The sequence below is a fragment of the Mesorhizobium sp. M0052 genome, assembly GCF_040323255.1.
Taxonomy (GTDB): domain Bacteria; phylum Pseudomonadota; class Alphaproteobacteria; order Rhizobiales; family Rhizobiaceae; genus Mesorhizobium.
The window spans coordinates 342,177-356,505 of record NZ_JAMYUS010000001.1 but is presented as its reverse complement, the minus strand read 5'-3'; the positions used below and the strand labels follow the sequence as shown (position 1 = coordinate 356,505).

Here is a 14,329-nt window from a genome sequence, read left to right as displayed (position 1 = left end):
GGGAGTCCCGAATGAATGAGCGGCACGCAGGTGCGCCCGGGCAGGTCAAGGAAGTCACCAGCCTTGCCAATCCGCTGATCAAGGACATCAAGGCGCTCGCCCAGAAGAAATTCCGCGACCAGCACAACGCCTTCATGGCCGAAGGGCTGAAGCTGGTCATCGACGCCCTCGACCTCGGCTGGTCGATCAGGACGCTGGTTTTCGCCAAGGCCGGACGCGGCAATGCGGCGGTCGAAAAGGTGGCGGCGCGCACGGTTGCCGCCGGCGGCACCGTGCTCGAAGTGTCCGAAAAAGTGCTGGTCGCCATCACCCGCCGTGACAATCCGCAAATGGTGGTCGGCGTCTTCCGGCAAAAACTGCTGCCGCTAAGAGACATCCGCGCTCACGACGGCGACGTCTGGGTGGCGCTCGACCGGGTGCGCGATCCCGGCAATCTCGGCACCGTCATCCGCACCGTCGATGCCGTCGGCGCCAAGGGCGTCATCCTGGTCGGCGAGACTACCGATCCTTTTTCTGTCGAGACCGTGCGCGCCACCATGGGCTCGATCTTCGCCGTGCCGGTGACCAAGGCGACGCCGGAAGCATTTCTGGCTTGGCGAAACAGCTTCTCGGGCCTGGTGGTCGGCACCCATCTGAAGGGTGCGGTCGACTACCGCTCGGTCGATTTCTCCCGAGGACCGGTGCTCTTGATGATGGGCAATGAGCAGCAGGGCCTGCCCGACAATCTGGCGGAAAGCTGCGACCGGCTGCTGCGGATTCCGCAGGCCGGCCGCGCCGATTCACTCAATTTGGCGGTCGCCACCGGAATCATGCTGTTCGAGATCCGGCGCGGCGCGCTGAAACTTGCCCCCGAGGACGCCACATCGTGAAATCATGGTCTCCCTATGCGCTGCTGGTGGTGGTGGCAATCGCGCTCGACCAGTGGATAAAGCATCTGATCGAGACCGGCCTCGTCTTCCAGGAAAAGCTCGACCTGGTGCCATTCCTGGCGCTGTTTCGCACCTACAATACCGGCATCGCCTTCTCGATGTTCTCGTCCTTCGGCGACACCGGCCTGGTCGTCATCGCGGTCGTGGTCGTTGCCTTCGTGCTTTATCTGGCGACGCGCACGCCCTCCGGCCATGTGCTGGCCCGCATCGGCTTTGCCCTGATCATCGGCGGCGCGATCGGCAATCTGATCGACCGCGCCGTCTACGGCCACGTCATCGACTATATATTGTTCCACACGCCGGTATGGTCCTTCGCCGTCTTCAACCTTGCCGATGCCTTCATTTCGGTCGGCGCGGCGCTGGTCGTCTTCGACGAGTTCATCGGCTGGCGGCGCGAGGCCAAGCCGCAAGGCCCAGAAGCCTGACGGCCCGACTCTTTTGACCAATTGACCTCGCCGGACGGTCGCCGCACAGTTCGGCCAGAGCCAGCCAATGCCGACCGCCAGCCTTTGCGAAGCCGAGGAGAAGAGATGCCTGAAACCTTCAAAGCCATCCTCGTTTCGCGCGACGCCGAAAAGAAGCAATCGGTCGAGATCGTCGATTTCAGCGAAGCCGATCTGATGGAAGGCGACGTAACTGTCGCGGTCGAGGCGACGACGGTCAACTACAAGGACGGGCTGGCCATCACTGGGAAAGCGCCAGTGATCCGCCGCTGGCCGCTGGTGCCGGGCATTGATTTCGCCGGAACCGTCCTCTCCTCATCGCATGCCGACTGGCGCAAGGGCGACAAGGTCATCCTCAATGGCTGGGGCGTCGGCGAGACGCATTTCGGCGCCTATGCCGGGCGCGCGCGCGTCAACGGCGACTGGCTGGTGCCGTTGCCCGACGGCATCAGCGCGCACGATGCGATGGCGGTCGGCACCGCCGGCTATACGGCCATGCTCAGCGTCATGGCGCTGGAGCGGCACGGCATCCTGCCGGATCGCGGCCCGGTGGTGGTGACGGGTGCAGCCGGCGGCGTTGGGTCGGTCGCGGTCTCGATCCTGTCCAGCCTTGGCTATCACGTCATCGCCTCGACCGGCCGCAACGCCGAAAGCTCCTATCTGATCGACCTCGGTGCCGCCGAAGTGATTTCGCGCGAGGAACTCTCCCAGCCGGCCAAGCCGCTGGCCAAGGAGCGCTGGGCCGGCGGCATCGATGCCGTCGGCAGCCACACGCTGGCCAATGTGCTGTCGATGACCGCCTATGGCGGCGCGGTCGCCGCCTGCGGCCTGGCGGGTGGCATGGATCTGCCGTCGAGCGTCGCCCCGTTCATCCTGCGCGGCGTCTCGCTGCTCGGCATCGATTCGGTGATGGCGCCCAAGGCCGTGCGCCTCGAAGCCTGGCGCCGCATCGGCAGCGATCTCGATCTGCAAAAGCTCGCCGGCCTGTCGACGACCATCGGCTTCGACGACATCATCGCCGCCGCCCACGACATCGTCGAGGGCAAGATCAGGGGGCGCATGGTCGTGGATATGTGAGGCCCCGAAGCCGCCAGAACGGGCGGCAAAAATGCATGACCGCTAAAATTCGAACGATCCGCCGCGCTTTTCCATAATCTCTATCTGGCAAGGATTTCCGCATGATCGCGGAGTCCGCCAGGAAAGAGAAGAGCCGCGCCGAAAGCATCGACGGGCCGAACCCGGCGACGCCCAAGCGGCAGCATGTTGCTGCGCCGCCGCTGGCGCCGGATTTTCCGCGCGCCACGCACGAGGGCCTGCTGTTCCTGACGGTCGTCGCCAGCGTCGTGCTGGCGGGCCTGTCTCACCTCACCGGCGCGCCGATCTTCATCACGTTCGGTCTGCTGGCGACCGGCCTTGCCGGCGTCGCCATGCACCTGCGCAACCGCCGCACCGTCCACCGCGCGACGGCCTTGCTCGACGAAACCGCCGCGCGCAGCCGCGCCGAGATCGAGACGCTGGCCGACCGCATGTGGGAGATGCAGGAGAGCGAGGAGCGTTTTCGCGGGCTGATCGATGCGCTCGGCGATCTCGTCGTCCACCGCGACCGCGACGGCCACATCGTCTATGCGAACATGGTTTTCGCCGGCCTCGTCGGAACCGATCAGCGCGACCTTGCCGGCAGGACTCTGGCCGACCTCGGCATCGATGTCGGTATCGTTCCCGACGCCGCCTTTTCCGATCATGAATGCCTGAGTTCCACCGACGTCTCCATACGTACCCCGAACGGTCCGCGCTGGTTCTCATGGATCGAACTGTCGGTGCGCGACAAGGATAGCGGCGCCGTCTCGCACCGGGCGATTGCCCGTGACATCACCGCCCGCAAGCGCGCCGAATCCTCGTTGATCACCGCGCGTGAGCGCGCCGAATATGCCAGCCAGGCCAAGTCGCGCTTCCTCGCCACCGTCAGCCATGAGATCCGCACGCCGATGAACGGCATCATGGGCATGGCCAAGCTTCTGGCTGACACCAATCTGTCGCCCGAGCAGCGCACCTATGTCGGCGCTGTCTCGACCTCGGCCAGCGCCCTTTTGGCGCTCATCGAGGATTTGCTCGACTATTCCAAGATAGAGGCCGGCCGTTTCGACCCGGAGCCGCAGCCGACATCGCTGCGCGAAATCGCCGACAACATCATCGAACTGATGGCGGCGAAAGCCTTCGCCAAGAACATCGGCCTCGGCTGTCATGTCGAGCCCGACGTGCCACAGATGATCATGGCCGATCCCGGCAGGGTCAGGCAGGTGCTGCTCAACCTGATCGGCAATGCGATCAAGTTCACCGACACCGGCGGCGTGCTGGTTTCGGTTGCACGGGCCCGCACCGAGACCAGCGACCGCATCTGCTTCACCGTCGCCGACACCGGCCCTGGCCTGCGCGAAGAGGATATGGAGCGCATCTTCGAGGAGTTCGAACAGTCCGACGGCACCTCGACCCGCACCCATGGCGGCGCCGGCCTCGGTCTGGCCATATCGAGGCGCCTGGTCGCCGCCATGGGCGGTGCCATTTCGGTGTCGAGCCGGCTTGGCGAGGGATCGGAATTCGTCTTCGAGATCCCGGCCGCAGGAGCAACCGAGGCACCGCAGAACCGGCAGAACATCCTGGCCGGCCGGCGCGCCGTGATCGTGTCGAAGAACGCCGTCGAGGCCGACGCCATCGCCCGCACCATCCGCGCCCATGGCGGCGCCGTCGACGTCGCCGCAACCGCTTCCCAGGCGACGCCCTTCGCCGAACATTGCGATGTGCTGTTGATCGACGCGGCCCTGGAGGACGGCGACGGCAGACTGCTCAAGCGCCTGCGCCAGAGTGGCTTTGCCGATTGCGAGGCGATCACGCTGATCGCGCCGACCGACCGCGGCATGCTTGGCGAATTCCGCGCCAGCGGCTACGCCACCTTCCTGGCAAGGCCGGTGCGCGGCGAAACGCTGCTGCGCGTGCTGTTGACCAATCACGCCCCTGCCTTGCCCCAGCCCAAGCCGGAAAAGAGCGGCGTGTCCGCCCTTCGTGTCCATGGCGGGCGCCGGCAAGGCTTGTCGGTGCTGATCGCCGAAGACAACGACATCAACGCCATGCTTGCCCGCGCCACGCTTTTGAAGGCGGGACATCGCGTGAAAGTGGTCGGCAATGGCAAGGCCGCGGTCGAGGCGGTGACCGAAGCCGGGCTGAAAAACCGCTTCGATGTGGTGCTGATGGATCTGCACATGCCGGTCATGGACGGGCTGGACGCGATCGCCGCCATCCGCCGCCACGAGGAGGAAATGGCTGTGCCGCCGGTTCCGATCATGGTGCTTTCGGCCGACAGCCAGGAAAAGACCCGCCACACCGTGCTCGCCCATGGCGCCAGCGGCTTTGTCACCAAGCCGCTCGATCCCGACGCGCTGGTCCATGCCGTCGAGGGCCAGGTGGCCGCCTGAATTCATGTCGCTCGAAAATGGCCCCGGTTTTGAGAAGACGACATGCACAAAACAAAGACTTGAAGCGCGTCGCGTGAATCGTCCCAGCGCGACGCGCTTCAAGGTGACGCTGGCGCAATCCTCGCGTCACGTAGGTAGCCGAATGAGGGTTTTCGCCAGCCGACGAAGTATTGCCCGTCGCGCCGTATCACGGTACTGTCACAATCCTGTTGCACCTACACCGTATCCCCGTGCCAAGAGGGATGGCTCGAAGGAGAATCACTCGTGCATACAGTTATGCCGGAATGTGACACTCGGCCCAGCGCAGGCGGCGCTTTGCTCGCCGCGCGGAACGCCGATGCCGTCGCAACAGGCGCACCGCTGGGCCGTATCGGCAATCTCGAAGTGCGGCTTGCCCGCAATGAGGCCGAGATCGCCGCCGCGCAGGAAGTGCGCTACCGGGTGTTTTATGACGAGCTTGGCGCCAGGAAGGACCTGTTCCAGGCGCAGGACCGGCGCGACGCCGACCGCTTCGACCCGCTGTGCGACCATCTGCTGGTGCTTGACACCTCGATCTCCGGCCCCGAGCATCGCCGCATCGTCGGCACTTACCGCCTGCTGCGGCAAGAGATTGCGGCGACCGCCGGCGGCTTCTATTCCGAAGGCGAGTTCGAACTGACCAAGCTGATCGCCCGCCATCCCGGCCAGCGCTTCCTTGAGCTCGGCCGCTCCTGCGTGCTGCCGGAATACCGCTCGAAGCGCACCATTGAGGCGCTGTGGCAAGGCATCTGGGCCTACATCAACCACTATGAGATCGGCGTGATGACCGGTTGTGCCTCGTTCCCTGGCACGGTGCCGGCTGCGCATGCCGAGGCGCTCACCTACCTTGCCCATCACTGCCGGACCAACTCCGCCTGGGATGTGCGGGCGGTCTCCGGCCGCTATTGCTCGATGGATCTGATGCCGATCGAGGCGGTCAACGCCAAGGCGGCGATCGCGGCCATGCCGCCGCTGGTCAAGGGCTATCTGCGCGTCGGCGCCCGCATCGGCGACGGCTGCGTCATCGACCGTGAGTTCTCCACCGTCGATGTGTTCGTGGTGATGCCGGTCAAGGAAATCGGCGCCCGCTACGTCAACTATTATGGCGGGGAAGCGCAGCGCTTTGCGGCGTGAGGCAGTAGGCAGTAGGCAGTAGGCAGTAGGCAGTAGTGAAGGCTGCCGCGAATTGCTGACTATTCCCTATTCCCTATTCCCTATTCCCTATTCCCTCTCCCTACGGAATATCCTCCGGTCGCCGTCCCGGGCGGCTCTTGTAGGACGGAAAGGTCCAGCCGAATTTCAGCGCGCCGCCGCGCACCAGGAAAGCCGCGACGAAGCCGGCAATATCCGAGGCGAGCGGCGGCAGGCCGGCAAGATCGCCAAGTGTGTAGAGGCCGGCGCCCGCGAGTGCGGCGGTGACGTAGATTTCGGGCCTGAGCAGCACCGATGGCTCGCCGGCCAGCAGATCGCGCAGGATGCCGCCAAATGTGGCGGTCAACACGCCCATAACAACGGAGACGACCGGCGAGCCGGTGATGGCCAGCCCCTTGGCCGCGCCCATTACGGAAAAGGCCGCCAATCCGATGGCGTCGAGCCAGAGCAGCCATTTCCAGCGGGATTCGACGCGGTGGGCGATGAAGAAGACCAGCACCGCAACCGCCGCGCAAACCAGCACATAGCCGGAGTTGGCGACCCAAAAGACGGGCAGGTTGAGGATGACGTCGCGAAGCGTGCCGCCGCCAATGCCGGTGACGCTGGCCAGAAACAGGAGGCCGATAATGTCGAGCTGCTTGCGCGAAGCCGCCAACGCCCCGGTCGCGGCAAAGACGGCGACGCCGGCATAGTCGAGGAGGTCGATGGGTGTCAGGGACATGAGGTAGTAGGGATTGGGAATTAGGGAAAGTATGAATAACACGAAGCCGCGCGATTGATACGCCTGCCTATTCCCTATTCCCTATTCCCTATTCCCTATTCCCTATTCCCTATTCCCTATTCCCTACTGCCTACCCTACTCACGCATCCTTCTCGGCCTGCTCGTTCACCGGCCCCGGCTCGACCGGCGCTTCGGTGGCCGCGATCTTGGGGCCGCCCTTGGCGACCCCGACCATGGCCGGCCGCAGCACGCGCTCGCCGATCGAATAGCCCGGCTGCACGACCTGGACGACGGTGTTGGCCGGCACATCGGGATTGGGCACTTCGAACATCGCCTGGTGGAAATTCGGGTCGAACTTCTCACCTTCCGGTTCGAGCTTCTTCACCCCATGCCGTTCCAGCGTCGACAGCATGGCGCGCTCGGTGATCTCGACGCCGTCGATCAGCGCCTTGAAGCCGGCATCTCCGGCCGCTTTCGCCTCGGCGGGGATAGCATCGAGCGCGCGGCGCAGATTGTCCGACACCGACAGCATGTCGCGGGCGAAATTGGCCACCGCATAGGCGCGCGCATCATGCACGTCGCGGGCGGTGCGGCGGCGCAGATTCTCCATCTCGGCTGCGACGCGCAGCGCGCGGTCCTTCAGCTCCTCGTTTTCCTTCAGCAACCGCACCAGCGCTTCATAGTCGCCGTCGATGCCGCCTTGCGTGCGCTCGGCCTCGGCCGTTTCGATATCCTCGGGCGCGCGTTCGTCTTTTGTCTGGTCGCTCATCGCCATTTCCCGTCATTCGAATGGTTTGGATTTGCGCCCGATATCGAGGTTTGGCGGCCAAAAATCAAGGGGCAAGCCCAGGAGGACGCCCCACAGCAGGCAATGTTGCGGGCAGCCCGTCGGACTTGGTGTGGGGCGCAAGGACGTTCAAAATTAATTCAAACTTTACCGTAACGGCAGCCTTTGCTTGCCAATACCCCGCTATGGGGAACCATTCAAAGCTTGGAGGAGTTTTGAAACCGACACAGGATTTGAGACAATGGACCGCAATACTGGCAACAGAAGCGAAGAGCTCGCCGCCGACATCAGGCGCCAGTTCGGCACCGAGGCGACGACGCGCTTCTTGCGCACCTTGCCGGCCTTCCGCACCGAGGCCGACATTCCCGCCCGTTTCCGGGACCTGCTCGACCGGCTGGACGGCATAGAAGCCAGCATGGCCGGCGGCCAACGCCGTCAATAGCGATGCTATCGCGCGACAATTACGCGCAGTAATTTTGCGTGAGCTTTTCCTTGCGGCAGCGGGACGCCCCGCCTATGCTTCCTGATGAACATGATTTCCCCCGAGACGGCCGCCAACAGCAAGCGCGCCTGGTTGAAGATCCTGGCGCGCTACAAGAAGCCCGACCGGCGACGCAGCACTCTTGAACTCGCCATCACCCTTATTCCTTTCGTTACGCTGTGGGCGCTGTCTTCGGCAGCCTATTCCTATGGCCACTGGTGGGGCTTGATCCTGATCCTTCCCGCCGCTGGTTTTCTGGTGCGGATCTTCATGATCCAGCACGATTGCGGCCACGGCTCCTTCTTCGCCAACCGCACTGCCGACGACTGGATCGGCCGCGCGCTCGGCGTGCTGACGCTGACCCCTTACGATTGCTGGCGGCGCGCGCACGCCACCCATCACGCCAGCGCCGGCAATCTTGACGAGCGCGGCATGGGCGATATCAGGACGTTGACGGTTGCTGAATACCGGCAGCTGTCTTGGCGGGGACGCCTTGCCTATCGTCTCTACCGCCATCCCCTGGTGATGTTCGGCCTTGGCCCGATCTGGCTGTTCATCTTCGAGCAGAGGCTGCCGGTCGGCATGATGCGCGGCGGCCTGACGCCCTGGGTGTCGTCGATGACCACCAATCTCGGCATCGCGGTCGCGGCAGCGCTGCTTATCTGGCTGGTCGGCCCCGGCGCTTTCCTGATCGTCCATTTGCCGATCGTGATCCTGGCCGGATCGGCCGGAATCTGGCTGTTCTACGTCCAGCACCAGTTCGAGGAGACGGAATGGGCGAAGGACGAAGAGTGGGAATTCCAGCGTGCCGCCCTGCACGGCTCGTCCTATTATGATTTGCCGCCGGTGCTGAACTGGTTCACCGGCAATATCGGCGTCCATCACGTGCACCATCTCTCGGCCAAGGTGCCGGGTTACCGGCTGCAGGAAGTGCTGCGCGACTATCCCGAACTGCGCGGCATCGGCCGCGTCACGCTTCTCGACAGCCTGCGCTGCGTCAAGCTGGCGTTGTGGGACGAGAACCGCCGCAAGCTGATCTCGTTTCGCGAAGCGCGGGCCTTGGCCTGAAAGCATTCCAGCAAAGTGTGATGCGGTTTTCCCGGGAAAAGCGCGCAGCGCTTTCCCTCGGGATCGCATAAAACAAGAAATAAACCGCCGCACCAAAGGCGCGGCTGCATCTCCCAGAAGATCTGCTCAGGTGGCCTTGCGCTCCTCGCGCATCAGGACCTTGCAGCCCTGATCACGTCAGCCGCCTTTTCGGCGATCATGATGGTCGCTGCATTGGTGTTGCCGCCGATCAGCGCGCCTTCCTCCCTGGCGGATACTTCCGTCCGGACAGCCAAGAGATCATAGTCTTTGTAAAGACAGGCGAAATTATCGCTGCGTCAGCTGTTGCGAACGCGCCGCCAGGAGTATTTCGGCCCCTTCGGCTCCGACGCTTCGGTCGGCTGATAGTAAAGGCCCAGCCCGCCTGTGCGGCCTTCTTCGAGGCGCTTCAGCAGAACCGGGTTGGAGATTTCGAACTCGTCGAAGCCGAGGCGCAGCATATGCGGCAGCTGGTCGACGAGCACCTGGCCAGTGGCGCGGACCGCGCCCTCGAAATGGTAGCGGCTGCGCAGCAATTCGCCCTTGGAAAACGAGCGGCCGTCGCTGAAGGCCGGGAAGGCCAGCGCCACCAGCGACAGCTGGTCGAGCAGATCCACAATCTTTTCCAGCTGGTCGCCGGGCTGCAGCGCGACGCCAAGCCGCTCCTTGGCCGAGCGCCGCACTTCGGCATCGAGGCCGAGAAATGCCTGCAACGGCAGGATGAAGCGGCCATTGCCCGCCAGTGCATCCGCACTTTCGGCATGTGTCCACTCGTCTTCGCGAAAACCCGTCCGGGTCCAGAGGCGGGTCTCCGCTGTCGTCGGTTCAGTCATCGAAAATTCCTAAAAGCCCCAAAATCGAAGTCCGCGAAAGCCGGTCCACACGAAACCGGCGGCCTCCGGGCGGAAGCCGCCGTTGCAGGCCAGCCTCACCTGAATATCACCATAGCTTAAAGGGATGCGTCGGTCAGCGACACTTCCAGTCCCGACAGATGGATGCCGCACTCGGTCTTGGCATGACCGGCCCAGCGTCCGCTGCGCGCATCTTCGCCCGGCTGCACCGGCTGCGTGCATGGGAAGCAGCCGATCGACAGATAGCCGTACGCAACCAGCGGATTTTCGCGCAGCGCATGCGCGCGCATGTAGTCGGCCTGATCGGATGTCGTCCAGTGCGCCAGCGGATTGATGCGTACGCGCGGGCCGACCGCCTCGAACACCGGCAGCGCGGCTCGCGTCGCCGCCTGGAAGCGCTTGCGGCCGGTCAGCCAGGCCCGGAAGGGGGCGACGCCGCGCGCCAGCGGCTCGACCTTGCGCACGTCGCAGCAGGCATCGGTGTTGCTCTGGTGCAGATTGCCGGTCGGATCGACCCGTTCGAGCGCTGCGTCTTCGGGCTTGATCACCCTGATGTTGGTCAGCCCGAAATCGGCGACCAGCGCATCGCGATAGCCCAGCGTCTCTTCGAAATGCTTGCCGGTGTCCAGGAAGATGACCGGCAGCGTGCGGTCGACCTTGGCGATCATATGCAGCAGGACGGCGGAATCCGCGCCGAAGGACGACACGGCGGCGATCTCGTCATGAAACAATTCGCTCGCCGCGCGTTCGATGATGTCGAGCGGGCTCAGATGTCCATACAGCGCGTCGAAGCCCGCCGCTTTGGCGGCGATGCTGTCGTCGACGTCGAGGATGCGGTCAAGCGGCCTTGGTTTCGCCAGCATAGAGCGCCTCCTTGAACGGCGCGGGACCGACACGGCGGTAGGCGTCGATAAAACGTTCACTGGGACCGAGCCGAAGGCCGAGATAGGTGTCGACGATCTGCTCGATGGCGTCCGTGATCTCTTCCGAAGAGAAGCCGCGGCCGATGATTTCGCCAACCGAGGTGTTCTCGTCGGCCGATCCGCCAAGCGTCACCTGGTAGAGTTCGGAGCCTTTCTTCTCGACGCCGAGGATACCGATATGGCCGACATGGTGATGGCCGCAGGCATTGATGCAGCCGGAAATCTTGAGCTTCAATTCGCCGATCTCGCGCTGCCGCTCGAGCGAGGCGAAGCGAAGCGAAATCTCCTGCGCGATCGGGATCGAGCGCGCCGTCGCCAGCGCGCAATAGTCGAGGCCAGGGCACGCGATAATATCGCTGATCAGGTTGGAATTGGCCGTCGCGAGGCCAATGTCGACCAAAGCGTCGTAGACCGCTTTCAAATCGGCGCGCGCCACATGCGGCAGGATCAGGTTCTGCTCATGGCTGACGCGCAGTTCGTCGAACGCGTATTTCTCGGCGATGTCGGCGACCGCTTCCATCTGGCTGTCGGTGGCATCGCCCGGCACCTCGCCGATGCCTTTCAGCGAGATCGTCACCGCGGCATAGTCGGGATGGCGATGCGTCACGACATTCTGGTCGAGCCAGTCCGAGAAGCTTTTGGAATCGAGCCGCGCCAGCTTGATCGCCGCGTCGCCTTCCGGCCGGGCGGTCAGTGCCGGCGGCGCGAAATAGGCGTCGATGGCACGGATGTCGGCTTCCGGCAGCTTCAGCTCGGCGTCCTTCAGCTCCTGCCATTCGGCCTCGACCTGGCGGGTGATTTCCTCGACGCCGGTCTCGTGGACGAGGATCTTGATGCGCGCCTTGTACTTGTTGTCGCGGCGGCCATAGAGGTTGTACACGCGCAGGATCGCGGTGCAGTAGGACAGCAGGTCGGCTTCCGGCAGGAAGTCGCGGATCTTGCGCGCCACCATCGGCGTGCGGCCCTGGCCGCCACCGACATAGACGGCAAAGCCGAGCTCGCCGGCGGCGTCCTTCTTCAGATGCAGACCGATATCATGCGTCTGGATGGCGGCGCGGTCGCGCTCGGCCCCGGTCACCGCGATCTTGAACTTGCGCGGCAGGAACGAGAATTCCGGATGCACAGACGACCATTGCCGCAGGATCTCGGCATAGGGGCGCGGATCAGCGACCTCGTCGGCGGCGGCGCCGGCAAAATGATCGGCGGTGACGTTGCGGATGCAATTGCCGCTGGTCTGGATGGCATGCATCTCGACGCTGGCGAGATCGGCCAGGATCGCCGGAATGTCGGACAGCGCCGGCCAGTTGAACTGGATGTTCTGGCGCGTGGTGAAATGGCCGTAGCCCTTGTCGTATTTGCGCGCGATGTGGCCGAGCATGCGCAACTGGGCGCTGTTCAGCGTGCCATAGGGCACCGCGATGCGCAGCATGTAGGCGTGCAGCTGCAGGTAGACGCCGTTCATCAGCCGCAGCGGCCGGAACTGATCCTCGGTGATCTCGCCGGACAGCCGGCGTTCGACCTGGTCGCTGAACTCGGCGACGCGGGCCTGGACAAAATCGTGGTCGAACTCATCGTAGCGGTACATGTTTCGTCTTTCAGGGCGCGTCCGCCCGTATTTTGTTACGCTGCCCGCGCAGCCTGCTTGCCCAGATCTTCCCGGATGGTCGGGCCGGCGGCGCGGATCTTTTCGCGCAGCCGCACCGGCACGACGATGCCATTGACGACTTCAGCGTCGATCAGATTGACGTCGACAACCTGATTGTTGGCGTTGGCCTTGGCGCCGATTGCTTCCAGCCTGTCCTCTGCCGCTTGGTCATGGGCAAGGTCGGCATGGTCGACCGTCTCGGCCCAGCCGCCGTCGGCGTACCAGACGGCGATGCCGTCGGAGAGGCGGTTTGCGGTCAGTATCTTCATGGCTCGACCTCTGCGCCGGCCGCGTTGGCGGCGCCCTCATAGTTATGTGCCGCGAGCGGCTCGGAACGTTCAAAGTTGGCGCCGGCAACCGCGTCGCCGATGATGGTCATCACCGGACCGGCCAGATCGGCGCGCGCTTCCAGCGACGGCAAATCGGCCAGCGTGCCGTGGAAACGGCGGCGGTTCTGCAAGCTGGCATTCTCGACCACGGCAACCGCCGTGTCCGGCGACAGGCCGGCCTCGATCAGCCGCCCGGCGACTTCGGCGGCGACCGAGCGGCCCATATAGACGGCGACGGTGGCGCCGGAAATGGCGAGCTTGGCCCAATCCGGCAGCGAATTGCCCTTCAGATCATGGCCGGTGGTGAACACCATCGACGAGGAGACGCCGCGCAGCGTCAGCGGCAGCTCGAAGTCGGCGGCGGCGGCAAAGGCGGCGGTGACGCCGGGGACGACATCATAGGCGATTCCGGCATCGCGCAGTGCGGCCATCTCCTCGCCGGCGCGGCCGAACACCAGCGGGTCGCCCGACTTCAGCCGCACGACGCGCTTGCCCTGCCTGCCAAGCTCGACCAGCAGCGCATTGATCTCGGCCTGGCTCTTGGTGTGGCATCCCTTGCGTTTTCCGACCGGCAGCCGCTCGGCGTCGCGGCGGCCCATGGCGACGATCGCCTCCGGCACCAACGCGTCATAGACGATGACGTCGGCTTCCATCAAAAGCCGATGCGCGCGCAGCGTCAGAAGATCCTCAGCACCTGGCCCGGCGCCGACCAGGGCGATATGGCCCGAAGCCGGAGCCTTCGACAGCAACAGATCGGCGGCGGCGTCATGCGCCTGCGAAAGCTCGCCGGCTTCGACGGCGCGCGCCGGTGCACCCTGGAAAAAACTGCTCCAGAACTGGCGGCGGGCGTTGCCTTTCGGCAGCAGCTTTTCGGCGGCACCCCGGAACGAGGCGGCAAGCGCTGCCAGCGGCCCGAGCGACGGCGACAGCATGCGGTCGATGCGGCTGCGCAGCATCTGCGCCAGCACCGGACCCGCGCCTTCCGTGCCGATGGCGATGGCGACCGGGGCGCGGTTGACCAGCGCCGGGGTGAAGAAATCGCACAGCTCCGGCCGGTCGACGGCATTGACCGGAATGCCAAGGCGGCGCGCATCGTCGGCGACGCGGCGGTCGAGCCTCTCGTCGCCGCTGGCGGCAAACACCAGGATCGCGCCTTCGAGATGCGCGGCGTCGTAGGGGGCGTCGATACGGATGGCGCCGGTCGCGGCGATGAAGCTCAGCAATTCGGCGTCGGCAACATCGGCGATGATGCGAAGCACAGCACTTGACTGATCGAGCAGCCGCGCCTTGGCCAATGCTTCGCCTCCGCCGCCGACGATGGCCACGGCTTCGCCTTCGACCCGCATGAAGACCGGGAACGCGGTGAGCTTGGGATTGGCGTGCGGCATGACGAACAGATTCCGGAACAATTCGGCAGTTTTAGGCGCGGACGCGAAAAAGCTGAAGGAACCCACTCGCGCATCCTCTGACGGGAGGCAATCGGTTTTCCGCAAGCCA

The 14,329-nt window shown here is 64.6% G+C and carries 15 protein-coding genes; 7 read left to right on the top strand and 8 right to left on the bottom strand.

Features of this window, described 5'->3' with window-relative positions; all coding sequences use genetic code 11:
* Positions 1 to 11: 11 nt before the first annotated feature.
* The 5 genes from NKJ77_RS01730 to olsB all read left to right on the top strand — a co-directional run bounded on the left by NKJ77_RS01730 (position 12) and on the right by olsB (position 5,991).
* The gene (locus tag NKJ77_RS01730) at positions 12 to 869 is read left to right on the top strand and encodes a TrmH family RNA methyltransferase (protein WP_352510275.1); all 858 of its coding nucleotides are present in this window, start codon (positions 12 to 14) and stop codon (positions 867 to 869) included.
* Positions 866 to 1,354, top strand: coding sequence for a signal peptidase II (lspA, locus tag NKJ77_RS01725; RefSeq protein WP_023669760.1), 489 nt, complete (start codon positions 866 to 868; stop codon positions 1,352 to 1,354). Before NKJ77_RS01730 ends, lspA begins: the two co-directional genes overlap by 4 nt.
* A gap of 105 nt (positions 1,355 to 1,459) precedes the next feature.
* Complete coding sequence (gene acuI, locus NKJ77_RS01720) at positions 1,460 to 2,449, top strand: acrylyl-CoA reductase (NADPH) (protein ID WP_023669761.1); 990 nt, start codon at positions 1,460 to 1,462, stop codon at positions 2,447 to 2,449.
* A 101-nt stretch (positions 2,450 to 2,550) separates the two neighbouring features.
* Complete coding sequence (locus NKJ77_RS01715; protein WP_023669762.1) at positions 2,551 to 4,839, top strand: response regulator; 2,289 nt, start codon at positions 2,551 to 2,553, stop codon at positions 4,837 to 4,839.
* 276 nt (positions 4,840 to 5,115) lie between these two features.
* Positions 5,116 to 5,991, top strand: a complete 876-nt coding sequence (gene olsB / locus NKJ77_RS01710) for a l-ornithine N(alpha)-acyltransferase (protein ID WP_023683057.1) — start codon at positions 5,116 to 5,118, stop codon at positions 5,989 to 5,991.
* Positions 5,992 to 6,091: 100 nt separating this feature from the next.
* Here the strand turns inward: olsB and NKJ77_RS01705 are convergent, their stop codons facing one another.
* Both NKJ77_RS01705 and grpE read right to left on the bottom strand, forming a co-directional pair.
* The gene (locus NKJ77_RS01705) at positions 6,092 to 6,724 is read right to left on the bottom strand and encodes a trimeric intracellular cation channel family protein (protein WP_352534135.1); all 633 of its coding nucleotides are present in this window, start codon (positions 6,722 to 6,724) and stop codon (positions 6,092 to 6,094) included.
* Positions 6,725 to 6,869: 145 nt separating this feature from the next.
* Entirely contained in the window at positions 6,870 to 7,499 is a 630-nt protein-coding gene (gene grpE / locus NKJ77_RS01700; protein ID WP_023691975.1) for a nucleotide exchange factor GrpE, read from the bottom strand.
* Positions 7,500 to 7,758: 259 nt separating this feature from the next.
* Between grpE and NKJ77_RS01695 the strand changes: the two genes are divergently transcribed.
* Positions 7,759 to 7,959, top strand: a complete 201-nt coding sequence (locus tag NKJ77_RS01695) for a hypothetical protein (protein WP_023669766.1) — start codon at positions 7,759 to 7,761, stop codon at positions 7,957 to 7,959.
* Between the two features lie 84 nt (positions 7,960 to 8,043).
* Positions 8,044 to 9,066 (top strand): fatty acid desaturase, encoded by a 1,023-nt coding sequence (locus NKJ77_RS01690; RefSeq protein WP_023691976.1) that lies wholly within the window; start codon positions 8,044 to 8,046, stop codon positions 9,064 to 9,066.
* 152 nt (positions 9,067 to 9,218) lie between these two features.
* Here the strand turns inward: NKJ77_RS01690 and NKJ77_RS01685 are convergent, their stop codons facing one another.
* From NKJ77_RS01685 to cysG, 6 genes are all read right to left on the bottom strand, one after another.
* Positions 9,219 to 9,341: a hypothetical protein gene (locus tag NKJ77_RS01685; RefSeq protein ID WP_023726457.1), complete on the bottom strand. Its 123-nt coding sequence runs from the start codon at positions 9,339 to 9,341 to the stop codon at positions 9,219 to 9,221.
* Between the two features lie 42 nt (positions 9,342 to 9,383).
* Positions 9,384 to 9,917, bottom strand: coding sequence for a DUF934 domain-containing protein (locus tag NKJ77_RS01680; RefSeq protein ID WP_023686582.1), 534 nt, complete (start codon positions 9,915 to 9,917; stop codon positions 9,384 to 9,386).
* A 116-nt stretch (positions 9,918 to 10,033) separates the two neighbouring features.
* Positions 10,034 to 10,798 carry a phosphoadenylyl-sulfate reductase gene (locus NKJ77_RS01675; protein ID WP_023691979.1) on the bottom strand — a complete coding sequence of 255 codons (765 nt, stop codon included), beginning with the start codon at positions 10,796 to 10,798 and terminating at the stop codon, positions 10,034 to 10,036.
* The gene (locus tag NKJ77_RS01670) at positions 10,773 to 12,443 is read right to left on the bottom strand and encodes a nitrite/sulfite reductase (protein ID WP_023726455.1); all 1,671 of its coding nucleotides are present in this window, start codon (positions 12,441 to 12,443) and stop codon (positions 10,773 to 10,775) included. Before NKJ77_RS01670 ends, NKJ77_RS01675 begins: the two co-directional genes overlap by 26 nt.
* 35 nt (positions 12,444 to 12,478) lie before the next feature.
* Entirely contained in the window at positions 12,479 to 12,772 is a 294-nt protein-coding gene (locus NKJ77_RS01665) for a DUF2849 domain-containing protein (protein ID WP_023691980.1), read from the bottom strand.
* A complete protein-coding gene (cysG, locus tag NKJ77_RS01660; RefSeq protein ID WP_023826332.1) occupies positions 12,769 to 14,220 on the bottom strand; it encodes a siroheme synthase CysG in 1,452 nt (483 codons plus the stop codon). The genes NKJ77_RS01665 and cysG overlap by 4 nt, the downstream gene beginning before the upstream one ends.
* Between the last annotated feature and the right edge of the window lie 109 nt (positions 14,221 to 14,329).